Here is a 19,450-nt window from a genome sequence, read left to right as displayed (position 1 = left end):
ATGACGGCCACACGTCGATTGACCTTTGTCTGGGCTGTGCTGCTGGCGTTGACCTTCGGGTCGTTTGTCGTCGGCATCGAGCAGAGCGCCGATTTCGCCGGGGCGGCCGCGATCGCCATCATCGGGATCGCCCTGCTGAAGGTGCGTCTGATCGGCTTGCATTTCATGGACGTTCGGGTTGCACCGACGGCTCTGCGGGTTCTGTTCGAGGGTTATGTACTCGTGGTGTTCGTCGCGCTGGTAATCCTCGACGTGGTGGTGAAGCCCTAGTCGGCGGTGCGGCGATACACGACCCGCCAGAGGATGTCGGTGAGCGCGTCGAGTTCACGGCTGACCTCGTCGTCGTCGACGGTGCCGACGAGCTGATAGAGGCCGCGCTCGATCATCCAGACCAGCCATCGCGCAGTGCGTTCGGCATCCAGTTCCGGATCTGCGGTGCCGGCAACCTGTGCTCGGGCGATGTAGTCCGCGAGGGCGGGCACCACTTGATTGATGAGCGACTGGTGCTGTTCTCTCACCCGCGGGTCGTAGGCCGCGGTCTCGACGACCGTGCCCAGGATCGTGCGGTGCTCACGATAGGTGTCGATCGGGATCCGCAATCCCGCGTGAAGATCCGCTTTGGTCGCGTCGGCGGGCAGGTCCCACCAGGCGGATCCCGTCGACACCAGATCCCCGATCACGTCGGCCGCCATCGCGACCAATAGGTCGCCCTTGTCATTGAAATAGACGTAGAACGTGGACCGCGAGATGCCACCCGCTTTGATGATCGCCTCGACGCTCAGATCGGCATACGTCGCGCCACCCTCGACCAGCTTCTCGACGACAGCGACGAAATGCCTGCTCAACATGCCGCGCCGCTGTGCGTGCGACAGCTGCAGCGGGCGAGGCGGGGCGGGTTCCACGGGAGTCAGTGTACTGATTATCGGTGAATCGAACAGATTGTATGGACTGTCATACACGGTGTCCGATACGGTACTACCGTGAACGACCGTTCGAGAATTTTCGTAGTCGGAGCCGGGCCCTCCGGGCTGGCCGCCGCATGGCGGCTGCGCGAGGCCGGCCGCGATGTGGTGGTCTTCGAATCCCGCGACCGCGTTGGCGGGCAACTGTTGTCGGTCCGGCGCGACGGCTTCCTGATGGAGGCCGGCACCACGATCCTGCCCGAGGCCTACGACAGCGTGATGGGTCTGGTCCGCGACATCGGAATGACCAACGATCTGGTACCGGCCAACTCCCTGATGGGCTTCATGCGGGGCGACGAGCTGCATCTGATGCGGTCCAACCACCTGATTCTCGACGCGGCGCGTACCAAGCTGCTATCGCTGCGCTCGAAGGTGAAGGTCGCCAAGCTTGCCCTGGACTCCTTCCGGCTGCGCAAGTTACTGAGCTACGAAGATCTTTCGATTGCCGCCGACTACGACGTCGAGACGCCCGAGGATTACTGCCGTCGCCGCGGGCTGGACGGCGAACTCTACGACTATCTGATCGAGCCGACCGTGCGCGGCGGGGCTGGCGTCCCCGGCGACGTCATCTCGGTCGTGGAGTTCTTCTTCCTCTGGCAGAAGGTGCTCGGCACGAGGCTGTTCGCCTTTCGCGACGGCTATTCCTCATTCCCACAACGCCTGGCGGACAAGCTGTCCGACGTACGACTGAACACCCGGGTGCGCACGGTCGTCGAGGACGACGACGGGGTGACCATCACCTACGAGGACGCCCGCGGGGTTCACACCGAGACCGGCGCCGGGGCAATCGTCTCCAGCATGGGAAACGAGGTCCCCGACCTGCTCCCCCAGCTCGACCCGGATCGGGCCGACTTCCTGCGCAAGCTCAACTACACGTCGACCATGTCGATCAACCTGGCGCTCAGCCACCTTCCCGATTGCGCGGCATCGTTCATCGTCGTGCCCCGGCCGGTATCCGAAGGGCTGTTCGCGATCATCCTCGAGCACAACAAGGTTGCCGGCCGCGCACCGGACGGGAAGGGACTGGTCTCCCTGTTCATGATGAACCAGTGGGCGATCGACCACATGGACGCCACCGACGAGGACATCGTCGCCGACGCGCTGCGCGAGGCGGAGAAGGCGCTGCCGGGGCTGGGTGCAGACATCGAGTTCAGCCGCGTCAACCGCTGGTATCCGGTTCTGGTCTACAGCCATCCCGGTCTCTACAAGAAGCTCGGCGCATTCCACGCCAGCCGAGATCGGCACAGCCGCATCCACCTTGCGGGTTCGTACAACTCCTCGGGCAACGTCAACACTGCGACGACCGCCGGTGAGCGTGCCGCGCGGGAACTGCTCGCGGCTCTGCGGCGCGGGTGATCATGTTTTTCGCGACTGAGCAATTCAACATCCCGGTCCCGTCGGACATGGTCTTTCCGCAAGTACCCCAGATCGCTGCCGAAGTAGTTTTGTGGCTCGTCGTCGCGGGCTTCGTGATCTACGCCGTACGAGAGTGGCGCCGAACCGGTTCAGCACTGGGCCTGGTCTTGCTGGCCGGTGGCGGTATCGCCCTGTTGAACGAGCCGCTCGACGACATCCTCGGGCTGGTTCATCATCCACGGCCGGGTCAACACGTGCTGTTCGAGACGATGGGCCCGATCCCGCACTGGGGGTTGCCGACCTACATCATCTTCTTCGGCGGTATCGCCTACGTGCTGCTCGCCGAACTGCGAAAGCTCACGTTCACGCCGAAGGCGTTCTGGACCGGTATCGCCATCACATTCATCGCCGACCTGCTGATCGAGGTGCCACTGCTGCACTTTCGGCTCTACACGTACTTCGGCTACGGCGACGTCCCCATGTCGGTCGGCGGTTTCCCGCTGTACTGGTTGTTCATCAACACCACCGGGCCCATTTTGACCGCCGCCATTCTGTTCGCCGCACCGAACTACTTTCGCGGCTGGCGGGCACCGCTGGTCATCTTCCTTCCTCTCGTCACCGACACCGCCTGTAGCGCCGCGGTCGGTCTGCCCGTCTACAACGCGTTGCACACCCCGGGCGCAACGGCGTGGGTGACGTGGGGCGGTGCGCTGGCTTCGTGTGCGATCGGGGTGGTCCTGCTCGACGCCATGGCGCGCTGGATCTACGCCCGAACCCGCGAACTACAGCTCCAACGAGATGTCGATGCGGCGCAGCCGTCGCAGAAGGAAACGATATGAAGTCGCGCAAGGTAGTTCAGCGTGCGGGCGCTCTGTGCGGAGCGCTCTGTGTGGGAGCACTCCTCAGCGGCGCGATCGTCACCCGCTTGCTCCCGCCGTGGGTGCCACTGTCATGGCGGCCGCGACGGGTGGCCGAGCCCCGTCAGCACTTGGCGTGATCGCGAAGGGCGGTCTGCGCGGCCAGCTTTCCGGGCAACGCGCACACGCCCCCGACCGGATGAGTGCCCGCCCCACTCAGGTAGAGCCCCTTCACCGGGGTTCGGTAGGCGCCGAGGCCGGCGGCCGGCTTGAGCGGTCCGAACCGGGTGATCAACGGATCCACGTGGTAGACGTTGCCGGCAGGCGCGTTGAAACGCTGCTCGATATCCGGGCCGCCCAACACCGCCCGGTCGATCTCGAGGCTGTCGAGTCCCTCGTAGTACAGGGCACTGTCGCGCAGCACGGAGTCGCCGATCTTGTCGCGGACGTCCTCCCACGGTTCTCGCGGTGTCACCGGAATCACGCCCGACCACAACCACAGGTTGCTGCGGCCCGGAGGTGCCTGTGACGGGTCGACCGCCGACGGAATGATCGCGCAACTCACCGGCACCGGGTCGGGCCACTCGCCACGAACCAGGGAGTTCCACCCGGCGTCCTGCTCCTCCAGGGTGTGCCATGCGACCAGATACTTACGCAGGTCGAGATCGTCGCCCCGCCACTTCTCGTGGCGCCGCATGGAGACCTCGCCATCGATCGCGACGTTGATCTTCAGCGAGGTGGCGTGCGTCTTGCGGATCGGGATGTCCTTGGCCCGTGCGGAGAGCTTGGTGTCCAAAACACCCTGGGGCAGTAGCTCATTGAGCGTGATAACCGGATTACAGGTGGTGATCACGGCGTTGCGTGCCCTGACGACCTGCCCGGTGTCGAGCTGGATCCCACTGACCCGATCGCCGGTCATGACAAGTTCATGGACCCGACTGTCGGTGTGCACGCTGCCACCGAGGGCGAGCAGGCAACGATGCAGCGCGGCCGGCAGCGCACCGGTGCCGCCGACCGGCATCGCATTGGCGACCTTCTGCACCACGCCCAGATAGATCATCGCCCAGGCCGTCATGTCCAGACGCATCTGGGAGAAGGCGGCCATCGCAGCCAGTGCCCCCTTGGGCAATTCCGATTCGAAGGTCTCTTCCAGGAACTCGGTGTGCGATGCGGTGGCCATGCTCCGCAGTGACCACAACCGCTTGGGGTGGCGAGCTGCCCGCGCAAAAGCCTTGCCCATCTCGGCATTCCAGGGCCGCAGCGGATGGGACTTCATATAGGCCACCACCACATCCATGGCGGGGTCCAGGGCATTGGCCAGATCCAACCAGGCGCGGGCATCCTTTGGCGAGAACCGCCGCAATTCGTCGGCGGTTCGGCTGGCATCCTTCCAGATCGCCAATGAGCTTCCGTCCGGGGCCAATTGGACGTGAGCGGGGTCGACGGAGATCTCCCGCAGGCCGTACTTGTGCAATTCGAGGTCTTCGGCCACACCCGACAGGCGGAAAATCCCGGTCAGCTGGATGGCGCCTTCGTTGAAGAAATGGCCGGGCGCGCTGGGCAGGGTGGCATTCGTCGACGTCATCCCGCCGACCGTCGGTGAGGCTTCGAGGACGGCGACGCTGTGGCCCGCGCGGGCCAGGTAGCAGGCCGCCGTCAGCCCGTTGTGCCCCGCCCCGATGATGACGTAATCGGACTCGGCAGGAAGAGATTTGGTTGACACGGGTGACGTCTCCTTAGTGACCGGGAAGCATGTAGGACGGCGGGGTGATGGTCGAGTCCGGGTTCACCGACATCCAGCTCCAGGGAATGAAATAGGCCAGCGCGGCCCAGACCGCGCAGAACCCGATGACAGCCAGCAGCTTCACCGGCGTCCGGAACCGGCTGGGCCAGCGCTGGATTCCGCGATGCAGGAACGGAGTGCCGTCGGCACTGTCATGGGCTGACATCCGCAGGTAGGTGAACCCGGCGGCATAGATCGCCACGAACACGCTCTCGTAGACGGGGAATTGATACGGTGTGCCGGCGAACAGGGTGAACGCCTCCCAGGTGCGCGGAAACGCGTACACCCGGGTCCGGATGAACACCTGCTCGATGAGGATGTCCACACCGAAGATGGCCACGAACGCGATGCTGAACGACCGGATGTTGGCGATGCCCGGGTAGCGGCGCCGCAGCGCGAGGATGATGCGGCACTCGATGGCGGCCAGGCCGATGCCCAGGTACAGATACTGCGGGATGAACCAGGCCAGCCCCTCGGCGTACCGCGTCGGCCCCTGGTGCAGCGGGAAGAACGCGAGCCACGATCCGGCGTTGAGCGCGTGGGCATTCCACGCGAACGTGTAGTGAAAGTAGTTGATCAGCGGATCGATACCCGAGGCCAGCAGTGAACCGATGACGATCATCCCGTCCAGCGTCAGCCGCCGCTGCGCGACCAACGGCTTGACGAGAAACACCCAGATCGTTGCACCGGCGATCAGCAGGCTGACAACCTCGATGACACGAAGCACCACCAGCGCGGTGCCGTCGAAGGTGTCCGGTCCCTGGATGGGCGCCGGCCCGAACTGGGTGTCGGACAGGATCCATCGGGTCCACGCCTGCCCGACGAACAGGATCCATCCCACCCCCAGCAGTGCCCACAGCGACACTGCGCCGCGCCGCGCTTCGGCGTCGGTCGCGTCTGAACCCGCTCGGCTGGGAGCACTGTCGGTCAGCACGGGCTGCTCAACGGTTGCCGATGAACGTAGCGGTCTCACCCGTCGGAGCGGAGAGGCCAAGCAGTTTGGCCAACAGCTGACTGGCCGGATTGTTCAGTGCCATCGGCGAATCCGGAGGCATCAGGCCCATCGCGATCATCATGTGTGCGGCGCGCACCATGATGATGGACAGCTTGGTGGCGGCGAGGATCTCGTAGTAGTCGATATCGATCGGAGCGTGGCCGGTGATCGAGGTGTAGTACTCGAGGGTGGCCGTGCGGTCCGGAACCCCCTCCGGCAGCGGAAATCCGATTCCCTCGGTGTGGTGCCGCATCAAGAACAGCCACCAGCCGAGGTCGAGTTCCCGGCTACCCAGGGTCACCATCTCCCAATCGAGAACCGCAGCGGCGGAGAGGTCGTCGTCGAACATGATGTTGCCGACGCGGGCGTCACCCCAGTTCAATACCTTCGGCGCCGCTGTGGCGGGAACGTTGTCGACGAGCCACTCGAGTGCGTGCTCGATGGTGGGGTTCGGTTCGCCCTCGGCCCCCCAGGCGAACGATTCGCGCCAGTTGGCGATCTGCGCGTGCACTCCACTGCCGTTGGCGTCGGTGTCCAGGAAGTCCAGGCCGAGTGCCTGCCAGTCAGCGGCATGGATCTGCGCGAGCACCGCCAAGCTATTGTGCCACATAGCTGTTCGCTGCTCGGGAGCCAAGTCGAGGACCCAACCGCCTGCGGTGAACGGCGGATCGTCGGAGGGCACCCGGCCGTCGACTCGCCGCATCACCAGGAACGGCGAGCCGAACACCGCGGGATCCTGCTCGAAGAAGTACACCTCGGGCACCGGCACTCCCGCCGAGCCCAGCGCGCTGATGACCCTGGCTTCCTTGCCCAGATCGTAGGAGGCGAACACACCCGGCCCGGACGGTTGCACCCGGGCCACCATCTCGCGGGTGTGTTCCTGCCCGTCCCGGCTCCACGATGCGGTGAAGAGCACCGTTTCGTTGGACAGGCCCGCCGATGCCGGCACGTCGAGATCGGTTATTCGAACCTGTTGGGCTCCATCGATTTTCGATTCGATCCAGGTCGCCAGCCGCCGCGAGGCTTCCTCGGTGTCGATCTCGTTCTTCAACGCCATCGTGGTGTCCCTTTCACGCCGTCGGTGTCGGTAGCAGGCGGTGTTTCAGCATCGCCCGCTGGTAGATGTCGAACCAGATCTCCTGGTAGGTGGCGTGGGCGACCCGACCGTGGTCGTCTTCCCAGCGGTAGACGCTGTCGTGGAACGAGACGTTGGGCCAGGCGGGAAGTACCGCCGACGCGATCGCTTCGCCGCGGAATCGGTAGGTGTCACCGTGATCGTCCTGCGCGGTGATCTCCTGGCGGGTGGCCAGGTGGATGGTGGGGTGATACTCCAGCACGTCGCGGCGCACCGACGTGACGGCCCGGGTTTCGTCGCCACGCTGCACCCAGGCGAAGTGGTGCGAGGGGCGATCACCCACTTCATATAGGCCCGCCCAGCGCGGATTGGTGTCCAGCGGTTCGAAGCTGATCTGGTTGAAGACCAGGTCGGGCCCGAAGTACATGGGCGACCACCCAACCGGCGGGCTCGGGACCGCGCCGCGCCGCTCGACCCGGATCTGGCGCCAGGACCGGTCCCGCGGAGCGAAGCAGTCGACGCCGTAGCCTGTGCCGTCCAACTGCAGGCTGCCGGTGACGCGCATGAACTGTTCGCTGCCGCCGGGCTGACGGGACACATCATGATGCACGTCCTCGCCGGGCATCACGTGCCCGCGCGCCAGCAGGGGCGTCACCGCCTCGGCGATGAGGTCGAACGACATGCGGTCGTCGACGGCGCGGTAGCGCAGCCGGGCCGTCCTGCCGGGCTCGACGAACTCGATCGACAGACCGTTGTCGGTCGTGATCGTGTTTCCTTCCACGGTCGGCCACGGCATCGTGATCTCGTAGTCGTGGTAGGCGATGTCGGTCAGTTCCACGTTGTCGTTGCCCTGGAACACGCACACGCCGCCCTGCGACAGCGGGAACGCCGGCTGATAACGGACATAGATGAACGCACCGATCACCGCCTCGGGCACCGAGAACCCGAAATAGTGCGTATGGATCAGATGCGGATCCCAGCTCTCGTCGGGGCCGGGCAGCGGGATCAGCAGATCGGTGTCCGGGGCATGTACCGCCAACTGCGAACTCACTGCGCACCATCTCTCATCGTGAACCGCCCAACCTTCGCTAACATAACGTCCGATGAACGGACTATCAAGTATGAAAATTCATTCATGTTGAAGAATCACGGTGTGCCGCCACACGAAAAGCCCGCGACGCGGACCGAACGCCAGCGCGAACGAACCCGCCGGCAACTGCTGGATGCCGGCCGAACCCTGATCGCCGCGAAAGGTGTTCCCGGACTTCGCATCCAGGAGATCACCGAGCAGGCCGATATCGCGTTGGGGTCGTTCTACAACTACTTCCCCTCCAAGGAAGAGTTTCTCGAAGCGGTCATCACCGAGAGCCTCTCCGATCTGGCCTCGGCGACCATCAGCAACGTCGATGACGCGACCGATCCCGCCGAAGTCGTGGCCCTTGCCAACCTGCGGGTTATCCGCTTGGCCTATGCCGAACCCGATTTCGCACGACTGATCGTCAACATCGGCCATTCCGAGGCCCTGTTCGGCGCGGCCGTACACCCCCACGCCCGAGTGGCAGTGGAGCGCGGAATCGCCAGCGGCCGTTTCGATGTCGCCGACGTCGAGGTGTTGCTGACGACAGTGATCGGCGGCGCGTTCGCCCTCATCCGCGAGATCCTCGACGGGCGTCATGGCGATCATGCCGAACGGGCCTTCGCTCGCCTCGTCCTTGCCGCACTGGGACTGAGCGCATCCGAGGCCAAGACCGTGGTCACCAAGGTCGCCAAGCTCGAGCGATCCTGACCGGTCAGGCCGTCGCCGGCTCTTTGACCTTGACGGTGTCGTCGGCACCGAAGACCGCCGCTTTGATGATGCCGACCTTCGATTTGATGAACACGTCCTCTTCGGCGCGGGCGACCACGAACGACAAGACCCACACGAACGTGAGCGCCAGACCGAGGGTGACGAGCCAAGCGAAGTGGGTGACCCACAGTGACGCGTCGAGGTTCAGCGCCGTCCACACCGGCCACGCGGCCGCGCCGTTGGCGATACCGTCCGACATCGGAATGAAGGCAATCACCAGGGCCAATCGCCAGCCCGGCAGGTGCTGGCGCATCCGGTAGATCAGCGCGCCCGCCGTCATCGGCATCAGCGGGTTGACGCACACCCACCACAGCGGCAAGCCCCAGAAATTCAGCGGCTGCGGCCCGTAGTACTCGTAGGCGCCCATCAGGACGCCCGGGCTCTCCAGAAAAATGTTGATGAACACGTCGATCACGTAGAGCTGGAAGATCTGCTTACGGGTGACCCCGGTGGAGTAGATGCGATACGCCAGATAGGCCAGGCCGCCGACGTACCAGATGTAGACGAAGTTGATGAAGAGCGGGAAGTCACGGCCCATCGAGGAGAACGTCATCGTCACCGCGCCCTGGCGGATGTAGCACAACCCCAGCGTGTCCACGATCGGCTCGAACAAGCACGCGATACCACCGCCGATCAGGCAGAACAGCAGCAACGGCCCCTTACCGACGATCAGGTGCTTGACCGCGAAGAACACCATGACGACCACCGGGATGCCCAGGAAGATCGTGAAGATCACCTCGGGCACAAACGGCATCGGGGTGGTCGGGTGCGCGGGTATCGGCGGCGCGGCAAGCACGTACTCGAGCGCAGACATTCTCTCTCCTTGAGTGCTGATGCATCGGCACCCGGAGCGTAACGTCGAGTGAATCAGTATTCAAGTATGAATAATCATTCATCCTTGCGAGCCGATCACGGGCGGCGACCCCCATCGCCGATGACCAGCGCGGCGGGAACTCTCCGGACCAACAGGGTTGCTGTCCGCCTCTCAGCGACAACGAAACTGTCGCCGCCTTGAATGCGGACGACATCGCGCGATGCTGGGCATCCCACGCGGTACGGAGCACCGGATTCGTCTGCGCGTCGCCGCGTTCCGGGCCGACGCCTGCCAGTTGTCGCGCTGAGGCGGGCAACAACCCCGACCGATCCAGAGGGCTCCGCCGAGGGGCGCCCGCGCGTCAGGAAAGGATGGTCAGTCCCCACTGCCCGAGCAGGGGCTGCACCAACGTGAAGTACGTCGTGTAATCGTCACCGTCGGGTGAGGACATCAGAATCCCGACCGCGCTCACGGTGCCGTCGGGATTCTTGACGAAACCCGGGCTGCCACTGTCGCCTTCCAGGCTGTAGACGTTGGCCTCGACGACATCGCCCTCGATCCCCTTGACCTCGCCGCAGGTTTCACCGGTGACCGCGCCGACCTTGCAGAACGGCATGCCGACACTGAGTTGACTGGCCCCCAACACATCTCGCACCTGATACTGGCCACCGACGTCTCCGTTCGGCGCGCCGACGGCGGGGTCGATCCGGATGATGGCGGCATCGCGCTTGTCACCGTCCACCTCGCTCGCGCTGATCGTCCCGAGCAGCGTGTCGTCGCTGCCGTACGTCCAATCCGAGCCGTCGTGGCCGTCGCAGTGCCCGCTGGTCAGTAGGTAGTAATTGCCATCATTGCCCTGCGCTGCGAAACCGGCTGTGCACCTACCGCTTTCGTCGTCGACCTCCATACCTGGAGTCGGCGGGGGTACCGCTGCAGCGGGAGCGGCAAGCTCGACCGCCGCAATCAGAACCGCACCGGCAACCGTCGGAAGCCATTTACCAGTGGCCATCTCGGCCTCCTCCCCTCAATCGGCCAGATGCTACCGAGCGGACGCCCACGTGGGAGAGTTTCTTCACATGACGACGACGGTCGCGGTGATCGGGGCCGGCCCCGCGGGGCTGGCGGTATCGCGCTGGTTGCTGTCGCAGGGATTCGAGCCGGCGATTTTCGAGCAGGGTCCGGCGTTGGGCGGTCAGTGGACCGCGCTTCCCGGCCGAAGCGGGGTATGGCCGGGCATGCACACCAACACCAGTCGCATCCTGACCGCGTTCAGCGACCTACCGCACGACGGCGATCTCGTGTTCCCTTCCGGCGGCGCCGTCCTGGACTACTTGCACCGCTACGCCGCGCTGTTCGACCTCACTTCCCGCCTGCGCTGCGACACCCGCGTCGACACCATCACCCGTGCCGGTCGCGGCTGGCGGGTGCGCCACGGCGACACCCGGGAGACGTTCGACAAAGTCGTGGTGGCCGCCGGCCGGTTCCATACCCCGGCGATCCCGGATGTTCCCGGCCTGGCCGGCTTCAGTGGCGACACCGGCGTCATCGCGTCCTACGACTACCGCGGGCCGTCGACATACCGCGGCAAACGGGTCCTCGTCGCGGGGTGCGCGGTCAGCGCCCTGGAGATCGCCGCCGAACTCGCCGCCGGGGGCGCCGAACACGTCGTGGTCACCCAACGCCGCCAGCGCTACGTGCTGCCCAAATTCGTCGCCGGCGTGCCATCGGATCACCGGATGTTCACCCGTTACGGGGCCCTCGCCGACGAGACCCTCGCTCCCGCGGAGGTCGACCGCCAGCTCAAGGAAATCGTGGTCGAGTCCGCAGGCAGCCCTGAGCAATACGGCGCCCCTCGCCCGGCCGAGTCACTCTTCGCCGCGGGCGTGACGCTCAGCCAGAACTACCTCCCCGCCGTGGCGGACGGATCGATCCGCGTCCGGCCGTGGCTGGCATCGGTCGCTGGAAGAGAGGTGACATTCGGCGACGGACACATCGAGGAGTTCGACGGCATCGTGTTCGGGACCGGGTTCCAGCTGAGGCTGCCGTTCCTGGACGACGACGCGCGCGCGATCCTCAACCTGGACGCCGGGGGTTTCGCCACCGATCGATACACCTTCCACCCCGATCTGCCCGGGCTGGCGTTCATGGGTATGTGGGACCAGTCGGGCGGCTACTTCGTCCCATTGGAGCTGCAGGCCCGGTGGATCGCCTACACCTGGGGCGGCGTCGCCGAGGCGCCGGACGAAGCCGACCAGCGCGCGGCGATCGAATCCTGCCGCGCGATCGGGCAGCGCAAGACCCGGATGAATCTGGCCGCGGTGACATTCGCCCGCGCCGCGGGCGTGGAACCACAGCTGGACCGCTGGCCTGGTCTGCACCGCGCTCTGCTGTTCGGGCCGCTGGCTCCGAGTTGTTTCCGGCTCGAGGGCCCCGACGCGCTGCCGGACGCCCCGGCACGGTTCGCCCGCGAAGCCGCGGAATTCGGCGCGATCACCGACAACGAGCTGACAACCCGGGAACGCAGCTATTGGTCGAGCGTCCGCGATGCGTGAACGAAACAACACAAGCCGATACCGGCGAAGTAACGGCCGAACAGCCTGATCACTACGACAGCCGTCCGCGCATTGGCCGGCGGGAGTGTCGGGCACCCCGAAAATAATGGCGTCTTGGCAAATTTTCTTAGCGACGTATTACCGCTTGGACCTCGCCACCTTATTTTTGAGCCCTAGCGTGAGTCACATGTTGCTCGACGTTCGCTGGCTTCAGTACCTGCTGAAGCGCCCCGCGCATAAGTAAGTCCGCTACCCGCGGCGACGGCCGGCCTGCCCTGCGCACGGTTGGCCCGCCCGGACATCGCCGTTTCTCGGCACTGCTCCCCGACTTCTGCCCTCACGCGGCATCACCCAGCGAGCGACGCATGCTGGCCCGGCTGCGGTGCATGCGCGACATCACGGTTCCCTCCGGCACACCCATGATGTCGGCGGTCTCCCGGTACGTCATTCCTTCGACCGCCACCCAGTAGAGCGTTTCGCGCATTTCAGCCGACAACGCGAACAATGCCTCGCGGACATCGGGATCGAACTGGTGGCGAAATACCTGACTCTCAGCGGACATTGCGCGCTCGGATGCATCGTCGACCTGACCGACCAAGCTCTCGTCAGGCCTACGCAGCCGGGCCCGGTAGTCCGAGATCCAAGTGTTGCGCGTGATCCGCAGCAGCCATGCCCTCAGGTGCGCATCCTCCCCAAGCCTGCCAAAAGCGTTGTACGCCTTCAACATCGTCTCCTGTACCAGGTCCTCGGCGTCGGCGGCGTTCATCGTGTAGCCCAGTGCCCGTCGATACAACTCGGCGGTGAATGGCATGACGTCTCGTTCGAATTCGGTGACGTGGTTCATGAAGATAGCCCTGTCCTAATCGATTTCACGGCGCTGACGGCCACCACTCATGCTTGTCAGCGCCGGGATTCGCTGCTTGGTGATTGCGTGGAGATCCGATGGAGATCGCTTGTACGATGCAGGTCTCTTGCCAGCCAGATAGAAGCCCGGTCCGTGTCAGAACCAACCGTTCAATTCCGTCGCCTCGCCGAACAGGTCGCCGACCAACTGCGACGACGCATCCTGCTGGGCGAACTCGCCGACGGGAGCATCCTGCCCAAAGAGGACGAGCTGCTGCGCGAGTTCCCGGTGAGCAAGCCGTCACTGCGGGAGGCCATGCGCATCCTGGAAGCCGAGGGGCTGCTGCGGGTGCGGCGCGGCAAGCTGGGCGGTGCCGTGGTTCGCCGGCCCGATGCGGCGAACGTGGCCTACACGATCGGCCTGGTGCTGGGCTCCCAAGAGGTGAGCCTGGCCGACCTCGGCGGCGCGTTGAGGCAGATGGAGCCGGCGTGCGCTGCGCTGTGTGCCGAACGACCCGACCGGATGCGCACGGTGGTCCCGGCGCTGCGCCACCTGCATGCCGAGGCCGTCGCCGCCGCCGACGATTTTCAGCAGGCCATCTCGGCGAGCCGGCGCTACCACGAAGCCCTGGTCGCCTCGTGCGGCAATCAGACGATGATCATGCTGGCCGGCGCGCTCGAAACGCTCTGGTCGGCACACGAACAGAGCTGGTCAACCCGGGTGCGCGACCACAGCATCGTGCCCGTCGAGGAGCGGCTGGCCGTGCTGGAGGAACATCGGCAAGTCATCGACGCCATCGAGGCCGGCGATTCGCGCCGAGCGCACGACCTTGCCGCAGCCCACCTGATCAATGCCCAGCACTACCCAGGATCAGCGGGAACGGTCGACCCCACGATCGTGCGCCATTGGGACCATTGACGCGGTCCTTTATTTTCATATGATTTGGTGATGGCTGTCGACGCTGCCGTCACGACCAGCGCCGAGGCGGCGCGCTATCGGGCCGCAGGCTGGTGGTCGGACACCACGCTGTCCGACTGCGTCCACCACAACGCGGCGGTCTCCCCGGACAAGGCGGCCTACGCCGACTTCACACGTGACGCACCGGGCCAGGCGCTGACCTGGTCGGAGTTCGACAACGCCGCCACCAACCTGGCCCTTGACCTGCACCGGCTGGGCGTGACGCCCGGCGACCTGGTGGCGGTCTGGCACGGCGACCGTGTCGCCATCCACGTCCTACTGATGGCCATCGAGCGGTGCGGCGCGGTGAGTGTCGGGCTCGGGGCGCGCGCCGGCGTGCGGGAAGCCGCACAGATCATCCGGACCGCACAGCCGTCACTCATGGTCACCGACGCCACCCGGGGTCCTCAGGCCACAGAGGTCCTTCGCGCGGTTCCCGAGATTGCGTTGCGGGCCGTGGTCCTTGGAACCGGCGGCCTCGGCATCGACACCACCGCCCCCGCCCCGACGGCGGAACTGTCCCCGCTGGGGCCGGACGACGCCTTCCTGATCAATTCGACCTCGGGCACCACCGGGCTGCCCAAATGCGTGGTGCACACCCAGAACCGGTGGCACTACTTTCACCAAAAGGCGGTCGCCAACGGCGAATTGAGTGCCGACGACGTGCTTCTCCCGGTCATCCCGACACCGTTCGGCTTCGGGATCTGGACCGCGCACACCACCCCGATCTATCTGGGCGCCACGACCGTGCGCATCGAACGGTTCGACCCCGTCGCCACGTGTGCAGCCATCGAGCGTCACAGGGTCACGGTGTTGTGCTGTGTGAGTACGCAATTGATGATGATCGTGGCCAACCCCGCCGCCAGGGACTACGACCTGTCCAGCCTGCGGGTGGTGTTCACCGGCGGCGAGCCGTTGCCGTATGCGCAGGCCGCGCAGTTCGAAGAGCTGACCGGCGTCACCATCCTCCAGTTCTACGGCTCCAACGAGACCGGCATGCTCAGCGCCACCACCATCAAGGACTCGCTGCACCACCGGCTGCGCACCGCCGGGCGGATCGTCCCCGAGATGCAGGTCCGCCTGTTCGACGGCGACGACGACGTCACGACATCCGGTCGCGGACAGCCAGTGTGCCGAGGCCCGGCGCTGAGCCTTGGCTATCTGGGCGGGACTGACCACGACAAGCTGTACACCAAGGACGGCTGGATGCGGATGGGCGACATCTGCGAGCTGGACAGCGACGGCTATCTGACTCTGGCCGGGCGGACCTCCGACTTCATCCTGCGCGGCGGCAAGAACATCAGCGCGGTTGCCGTCGAGGAGGTCGTCGACACCCATCCCGCCGTCGCCGTGGCCGCCGCCGTGGCGATGCCCGATCCCCTTTTCGGGGAGCGCGTCTGCGTCTTCGCAGAACTGGTGAACACCGGCGACTCACTGGAGCTACCCGCCCTCGTCGACCACCTCCTGGCCCAGGGCGTCTCCAAGGAACTGCTTCCCGAACGTCTCGAGGTACTCGACGAACTGCCCCGATCGTCAGGCGGGAAGATCGCCAAAGGCCAACTCCGCGAAACCATCCGATCGATACTGGAGCGATCATGAGCACATCCGAAGTGCGCAGGGGCGGGCTGGGCGTGTGGGCGCCGTCGAAGACGCCGCCGATCGGCGTCGAGCTCACCGACGAGCAGACGATGGCGGTGGCGTTCCGTCACCTCGCCGACATCGGGTTCGCCGAGAACATGGCCGGGCACATCACCTGGCAGCCGGACGGGCAGACCGACATGTTCGTCAACCCGTGGGGACTGTGGTGGCAGGAACTCACCGCATCCGATATCTGCGTGGTCGACGAGGACGCCCGCGTCGTGCGCGGCCGATGGGACGTCACACCGGCGATCCATCTCCACACCGAGATTCACCGGCAGCGCCCCGACGCCAGGGTGGTGATCCACAACCACCCCTATTACGTCAGCCTGATAGCAGCACTGGGAGTCCTGCCCGATCTGGTCCACCAGACCGGCGCGCTGTTCCTCGACGACATGTATCTGGTCGAGACCTACGACGGCGAAATCGACGCCCCTTGGCGCGCAGCCGAACTGGCCGGCCAGATCGGTTCGGCCAATCTGATCATCCTGGCCAACCACGGCGTCATCGCGACCGGGCACGATGTAGCCGCGGCGGTCTACCGCGCGGTGTCAATTGAGCGGGTGTGCCGGCTGGCCTACGACGTCATGATCACCGGTCGCACGCATAAGCAGATGAACCGCGGCGACATGATCGGCATGCAGGCCTCGCTGATCGAACGCGCCGCCGACGTGTACTGGGCCGGAGCGGCCCGCATGACCATCAAGGCCGACCGCGGCGTACTGGACTGAAAGGGCCTCCTGCCATGGCTTCCATCGACGAACTGCAGTCGAATCTGAACTTCACCACCGCCAAGACCGGCGCCGACCGCACGGTGACGTTCCTGCCGGAACCCGAACGCGCCGAACGCTTTTACACCGTCATCTCGGTCGACGATCACATCGTCGAGCCGCCCGACACGTTCGAGGGGCGGGTGCCGGCCAAGTTCGCCGACCGGGCGCCGCGGGTGATCGAGACCGACGGCGGCGGGCAGACCTGGATGTATGACGGCCATTCGCTGCCGAATGTCGGCTTCAACGCCGTCGTCGGGCGGCCGGTGTCGGAGTACGGCTTCGAGCCGGCCCGGTTCGACGAAATGCGCCGTGGCGCCTGGGACATCCACGCCCGCGTCGCGGACATGGACCTCAACGGAGTGTATGCCTCGCTGAACTTCCCGTCGTTCCTGCCCGGCTTCGCCGGTCAGCGGCTCCAGCAGGTCACCACCGACCGCGACCTGGCGATGGCGTCGGTCAGGGCATGGAACGACTGGCACATCGAATCCTGGGCCGGTAGCTATCCCGGGCGGATCATCCCCTGCCAGCTGCCCTGGCTACTCGATCCCGAGGTCGGCGCACAGATGATCTACGAGAACGCTTCGCGCGGCTTTCATGCCGTGACCTTCAGTGAAAATCCAGCGCTGCTTGGCTTTCCGACCATTCACTCGGGGTATTGGGAACCGATGATGGCGGCCTGCGCGGAAACCGGGACGGTGGTCAATCTCCACATCGGCTCGTCGGGTACGTCGCCGTCGACGTCAGCAGATGCGCCACCCGATGTGGCCGGGGTGCTGTTCTTCGCCTACGCGATTTCGGCGGCGGTCGACTGGCTCTATTCCGGTGTGTGCACGCGCTACCCTGACCTGAAGATCTGCCTGTCCGAAGGCGGAATCGGTTGGGTGGCAGGACTTCTGGACCGCCTCGATCACATGCTCAGCTATCACGAGATGTACGGAACCTGGAAGGCTCTGGGTGAAACCCTGACCCCGGCCGAAGTCTTCAGCCGGAACTTCTGGTTCTGCGCGGTCGAAGACCAGTCGTCGTTCGTCCAGTACGAGCGGATCGGCGCCGACAACATCCTGCTCGAGGCCGACTACCCGCACTGTGACTCGACGTGGCCGCACACCCAGCGCACCATCCGCGAACAGATCCACGGCCTACCCGATGAGATCATCCGGAAAGTGACGTGGGAGAACGCCTCCCGGCTCTACCAGCACCCGGTTCCCGTGGCAGTCCAACAGGATCCGAACGCCTTCTGATCACTGCCGGTCGAGCCATTCCGCAATAGCGGCAACCGCATCCCGGTAGAAGATGCGGTAGGGGCGGTCGGCGACATAGCCGATATGCGGTGTGGCGATCACGTTGTCCAGGGTGCGCAGCGGATGACCGGCCGGCAGCGGCTCGGTGTCGAAGACGTCGAGCGCCGCCGCCCGGATACGCTTGGCTTTCAGGGTCTCGACCAACGCGGCCTCGTCGATGAGCGGTCCGCGAGAGGTGTTGACCAGCACCGCAGTCGGTTTCATCAGAGCGAGTTCGTCGGTACCGACCAAGCCGGCGGATCGCTCGCTGAGCTTCATGTGGATGGTCAGCACATCGGAACGGCCGAACAGCTCGTCTTTGCCGACATAGGTCGCTCCCGCCTCGGCGGCCGCCGCCGGGGTGAGGTTCTGGCTCCAGGCGATCACTTCCATACCGAAGGCCTCGCCGATCCGGGCGACCCGGGCGCCGATGCGACCGAGACCAAGAACGCCGAGCGTCCGCCCGGACAGCTCGCGCCCCACCGATACCTGCCAGCCACCGTCGCGGATCGACATGCTCTCGGCCACCAGGTTGCGCGCGCCGGCGAGGATCAGCGCCCAGGTGAGCTCCACCGTCGATGCCACGGTGCCGCCGGTGGTGCCGACGTGAATGCCGTGATCCGCGGCGGCCCCCATGTCGATGGATGCGTTGAACGGTCCGGTCGAGGCGATCATCTTCAGCCGCGGAAGGCGTTCAATGATGCTGCGCGGCAACGGGGTTCGCTCCCTCATCACAAATATCACATCGAAGGGAGTCAGCCGCGCGACGAGCTCGTCGGCGTCGAAGACGTGGTCGCTGAAGACCGTGATGTCGGCGCGTTCGGCCACTGCCGACCAGTCGGCCATCTCCCACGCGACATTCTGGTAGTCGTCGAGGACCGCCACCTGGATCCGCGTCACGCGAGCTGCCCGATGAACTCGTCGGCGGTCATCGGCCGCGAGAACATCGGGTAGTCGTACTTCAGTGCGTTGTCGTGCTCCTCGACGGAGGTCGCCGCCACGCAATCGCTCAACGTGATGACCTGATAACCGTTCTCGTAGCCACTGCGCATGGTCGACTCGACACAGCAGTTGGTGAGGAAGCCGCCGAGGGCGATGGTCGTGATGCCCTTGCTGCGCAGGATGAAGTCGAGGTTGGTGCTGGCGAAGGTGTCCAGGCCACGCTTGCCCTCGATTACGATGTCACCGTCGGCCGGTGCCAGGTCGTCGACGATCGCCGCGCCCCAGGAGCCCTTGACGAAGGCGTTGCCGTCGACCACGCCCTTCAGAATCCCGTATGGATGGTTGGTGATCTCGCCATAGCCTTCGGCGAAGGTGATCGGAGCGTGCATGATCGATGCCCCGGCACTGCGCGCCGCTGCCACCACGTCGCGGGTGTGTGCGAGCATGTCCGTCTTCGCCATCACGTCCGCCACTGCCCCGTGCAGCACCCCGCCCGCGGTGGTGAAATCGTTCTGGTACTCGATCAACACCACGGCGGTGTTCTTCGCGTCAATGGTCATGTCCGCAGGCTAATCCGAACTAGAGTCAACGAACAGTGACACTGCTCAGCTACGCCGCCTCCACTGCGCTGCTTGCCGACGGCAGGCCGTGGTTGATTGTCGGCGAGGTGGTGCTGATCCCGGCGATCGGCGTCCTGCTGCTGGTCCTGGGCCTGCGTGAACGGTCGAAGGCCCGCCGCACGCAGCAGCCCCACCCACCGGGCTATCCCGGGTACCC

General features: G+C 65.3%; 19 protein-coding genes and 1 pseudogene. 10 read left to right on the top strand and 10 right to left on the bottom strand.

All coding sequences use genetic code 11. The annotated features are described in order from the left end of the window. Complete coding sequence (locus HPC46_RS06185; RefSeq protein WP_179467904.1) at positions 1-270, top strand: cytochrome C oxidase subunit IV family protein; 270 nt, start codon at positions 1-3, stop codon at positions 268-270. On the opposite strand, the gene HPC46_RS06180 is transcribed toward HPC46_RS06185, so the two are convergent. Next, the gene (locus tag HPC46_RS06180; RefSeq protein ID WP_179467902.1) at positions 267-902 is read right to left on the bottom strand and encodes a TetR/AcrR family transcriptional regulator; all 636 of its coding nucleotides are present in this window, start codon (positions 900-902) and stop codon (positions 267-269) included. The genes HPC46_RS06185 and HPC46_RS06180 overlap by 4 nt on opposite strands. A gap of 78 nt (positions 903-980) precedes the next feature. On the opposite strand from HPC46_RS06180, the gene HPC46_RS06175 reads away from it, so the two are divergent. Beyond that, positions 981-2,318, top strand: coding sequence for a protoporphyrinogen/coproporphyrinogen oxidase (locus tag HPC46_RS06175; RefSeq protein WP_325096580.1), 1,338 nt, complete (start codon positions 981-983; stop codon positions 2,316-2,318). Between the two features lie 2 nt (positions 2,319-2,320). Continuing rightward, positions 2,321-3,157: a hypothetical protein gene (locus HPC46_RS06170; RefSeq protein ID WP_179467900.1), complete on the top strand. Its 837-nt coding sequence runs from the start codon at positions 2,321-2,323 to the stop codon at positions 3,155-3,157. 142 nt (positions 3,158-3,299) lie between these two features. Here the strand turns inward: HPC46_RS06170 and HPC46_RS06165 are convergent, their stop codons facing one another. From HPC46_RS06165 to HPC46_RS06150, 4 genes are read right to left on the bottom strand one after another with little or no spacing between them, the layout of a single operon-like run. After that, positions 3,300-4,898, bottom strand: a complete 1,599-nt coding sequence (locus tag HPC46_RS06165) for a phytoene desaturase family protein (protein ID WP_179467898.1) — start codon at positions 4,896-4,898, stop codon at positions 3,300-3,302. Positions 4,899-4,911: 13 nt separating this feature from the next. After that, positions 4,912-5,892 carry a spirocyclase AveC family protein gene (locus tag HPC46_RS06160; RefSeq protein WP_179467896.1) on the bottom strand — a complete coding sequence of 327 codons (981 nt, stop codon included), beginning with the start codon at positions 5,890-5,892 and terminating at the stop codon, positions 4,912-4,914. 7 nt (positions 5,893-5,899) lie between these two features. Beyond that, positions 5,900-7,009, bottom strand: a complete 1,110-nt coding sequence (locus HPC46_RS06155; protein WP_179467894.1) for a phosphotransferase family protein — start codon at positions 7,007-7,009, stop codon at positions 5,900-5,902. Positions 7,010-7,022: 13 nt separating this feature from the next. Continuing rightward, complete coding sequence (locus HPC46_RS06150; protein WP_179467892.1) at positions 7,023-8,078, bottom strand: DUF7064 domain-containing protein; 1,056 nt, start codon at positions 8,076-8,078, stop codon at positions 7,023-7,025. Positions 8,079-8,162: 84 nt separating this feature from the next. On the opposite strand from HPC46_RS06150, the gene HPC46_RS06145 reads away from it, so the two are divergent. Next, on the top strand, positions 8,163-8,813 hold the full coding sequence (locus HPC46_RS06145; protein ID WP_218893799.1) for a TetR/AcrR family transcriptional regulator: 651 nt from the start codon (positions 8,163-8,165) through the stop codon (positions 8,811-8,813). 4 nt (positions 8,814-8,817) lie between these two features. Here the strand turns inward: HPC46_RS06145 and HPC46_RS06140 are convergent, their stop codons facing one another. After that, entirely contained in the window at positions 8,818-9,687 is an 870-nt protein-coding gene (locus HPC46_RS06140) for a hypothetical protein (protein ID WP_179467890.1), read from the bottom strand. A gap of 361 nt (positions 9,688-10,048) precedes the next feature. After that, positions 10,049-10,696 carry a S1 family peptidase gene (locus HPC46_RS06135; protein WP_179467888.1) on the bottom strand — a complete coding sequence of 216 codons (648 nt, stop codon included), beginning with the start codon at positions 10,694-10,696 and terminating at the stop codon, positions 10,049-10,051. Between the two features lie 67 nt (positions 10,697-10,763). Between HPC46_RS06135 and HPC46_RS06130 the strand changes: the two genes are divergently transcribed. Further along, on the top strand, positions 10,764-12,239 hold the full coding sequence (locus HPC46_RS06130) for a flavin-containing monooxygenase (protein WP_179467886.1): 1,476 nt from the start codon (positions 10,764-10,766) through the stop codon (positions 12,237-12,239). Between the two features lie 337 nt (positions 12,240-12,576). On the opposite strand, the gene HPC46_RS06125 is transcribed toward HPC46_RS06130, so the two are convergent. Further along, positions 12,577-13,083, bottom strand: coding sequence for a sigma-70 family RNA polymerase sigma factor (locus HPC46_RS06125; protein ID WP_179467884.1), 507 nt, complete (start codon positions 13,081-13,083; stop codon positions 12,577-12,579). A gap of 153 nt (positions 13,084-13,236) precedes the next feature. On the opposite strand from HPC46_RS06125, the gene HPC46_RS06120 reads away from it, so the two are divergent. The 4 genes from HPC46_RS06120 to HPC46_RS06105 are packed head-to-tail and all read left to right on the top strand — an operon-like array spanning position 13,237 to position 17,692. Next, positions 13,237-14,001 (top strand): FadR/GntR family transcriptional regulator, encoded by a 765-nt coding sequence (locus tag HPC46_RS06120; RefSeq protein WP_179467882.1) that lies wholly within the window; start codon positions 13,237-13,239, stop codon positions 13,999-14,001. A gap of 30 nt (positions 14,002-14,031) precedes the next feature. After that, the gene (locus HPC46_RS06115; protein WP_179467880.1) at positions 14,032-15,639 is read left to right on the top strand and encodes a class I adenylate-forming enzyme family protein; all 1,608 of its coding nucleotides are present in this window, start codon (positions 14,032-14,034) and stop codon (positions 15,637-15,639) included. Then, positions 15,636-16,409 (top strand): class II aldolase/adducin family protein, encoded by a 774-nt coding sequence (locus tag HPC46_RS06110; RefSeq protein WP_179467878.1) that lies wholly within the window; start codon positions 15,636-15,638, stop codon positions 16,407-16,409. Before HPC46_RS06115 ends, HPC46_RS06110 begins: the two co-directional genes overlap by 4 nt. Before the next feature lie 14 nt (positions 16,410-16,423). After that, positions 16,424-17,692: an amidohydrolase family protein gene (locus HPC46_RS06105; RefSeq protein ID WP_179467876.1), complete on the top strand. Its 1,269-nt coding sequence runs from the start codon at positions 16,424-16,426 to the stop codon at positions 17,690-17,692. Here HPC46_RS06105 and HPC46_RS06100 read toward each other — a convergent pair whose 3' ends face one another. Both HPC46_RS06100 and HPC46_RS06095 read right to left on the bottom strand, forming a co-directional pair. Continuing rightward, positions 17,693-18,577: a D-2-hydroxyacid dehydrogenase family protein gene (locus tag HPC46_RS06100; RefSeq protein WP_218893806.1), complete on the bottom strand. Its 885-nt coding sequence runs from the start codon at positions 18,575-18,577 to the stop codon at positions 17,693-17,695. It lies immediately after the preceding gene. Between the two features lie 50 nt (positions 18,578-18,627). Next, a complete protein-coding gene (locus HPC46_RS06095; RefSeq protein WP_179467872.1) occupies positions 18,628-19,233 on the bottom strand; it encodes a cysteine hydrolase family protein in 606 nt (201 codons plus the stop codon). 35 nt (positions 19,234-19,268) lie between these two features. Between HPC46_RS06095 and HPC46_RS06090 the strand changes: the two are divergent. Then, positions 19,269-19,450: pseudogene (locus HPC46_RS06090) on the top strand (hypothetical protein); the annotation flags it as partial.

The organism is Mycolicibacterium vinylchloridicum (assembly GCF_013404075.1).
GTDB lineage: Bacteria > Actinomycetota > Actinomycetes > Mycobacteriales > Mycobacteriaceae > Mycobacterium > Mycobacterium vinylchloridicum.
This window is presented reverse-complemented; position numbering and strand designations above follow the sequence as displayed.

What these genes read in the sequence shown, in the direction of transcription:
- HPC46_RS06155 (WP_179467894.1), bottom strand. Translation starts at nt 7,009, where the DNA reads ATGGCGTTGAAGAACGAGATCGACACCGAGGAAGCCTCGCGGCGGCTG.
- HPC46_RS06140 (WP_179467890.1), bottom strand. Translation starts at nt 9,687, where the DNA reads ATGTCTGCGCTCGAGTACGTGCTTGCCGCGCCGCCGATACCCGCGCAC.
- HPC46_RS06170 (WP_179467900.1), top strand. Translation starts at nt 2,321, where the DNA reads ATGTTTTTCGCGACTGAGCAATTCAACATCCCGGTCCCGTCGGACATG.
- HPC46_RS06145 (WP_218893799.1), top strand. Translation starts at nt 8,163, where the DNA reads ATGTTGAAGAATCACGGTGTGCCGCCACACGAAAAGCCCGCGACGCGG.
- HPC46_RS06135 (WP_179467888.1), bottom strand. Translation starts at nt 10,696, where the DNA reads ATGGCCACTGGTAAATGGCTTCCGACGGTTGCCGGTGCGGTTCTGATT.
- HPC46_RS06130 (WP_179467886.1), top strand. Translation starts at nt 10,764, where the DNA reads ATGACGACGACGGTCGCGGTGATCGGGGCCGGCCCCGCGGGGCTGGCG.
- HPC46_RS06185 (WP_179467904.1), top strand. Translation starts at nt 1, where the DNA reads ATGACGGCCACACGTCGATTGACCTTTGTCTGGGCTGTGCTGCTGGCG.
- HPC46_RS06095 (WP_179467872.1), bottom strand. Translation starts at nt 19,233, where the DNA reads ATGACCATTGACGCGAAGAACACCGCCGTGGTGTTGATCGAGTACCAG.
- HPC46_RS06115 (WP_179467880.1), top strand. Translation starts at nt 14,032, where the DNA reads ATGGCTGTCGACGCTGCCGTCACGACCAGCGCCGAGGCGGCGCGCTAT.
- HPC46_RS06125 (WP_179467884.1), bottom strand. Translation starts at nt 13,083, where the DNA reads ATGAACCACGTCACCGAATTCGAACGAGACGTCATGCCATTCACCGCC.
- HPC46_RS06110 (WP_179467878.1), top strand. Translation starts at nt 15,636, where the DNA reads ATGAGCACATCCGAAGTGCGCAGGGGCGGGCTGGGCGTGTGGGCGCCG.
- HPC46_RS06105 (WP_179467876.1), top strand. Translation starts at nt 16,424, where the DNA reads ATGGCTTCCATCGACGAACTGCAGTCGAATCTGAACTTCACCACCGCC.
- HPC46_RS06100 (WP_218893806.1), bottom strand. Translation starts at nt 18,577, where the DNA reads ATGGCCGACTGGTCGGCAGTGGCCGAACGCGCCGACATCACGGTCTTC.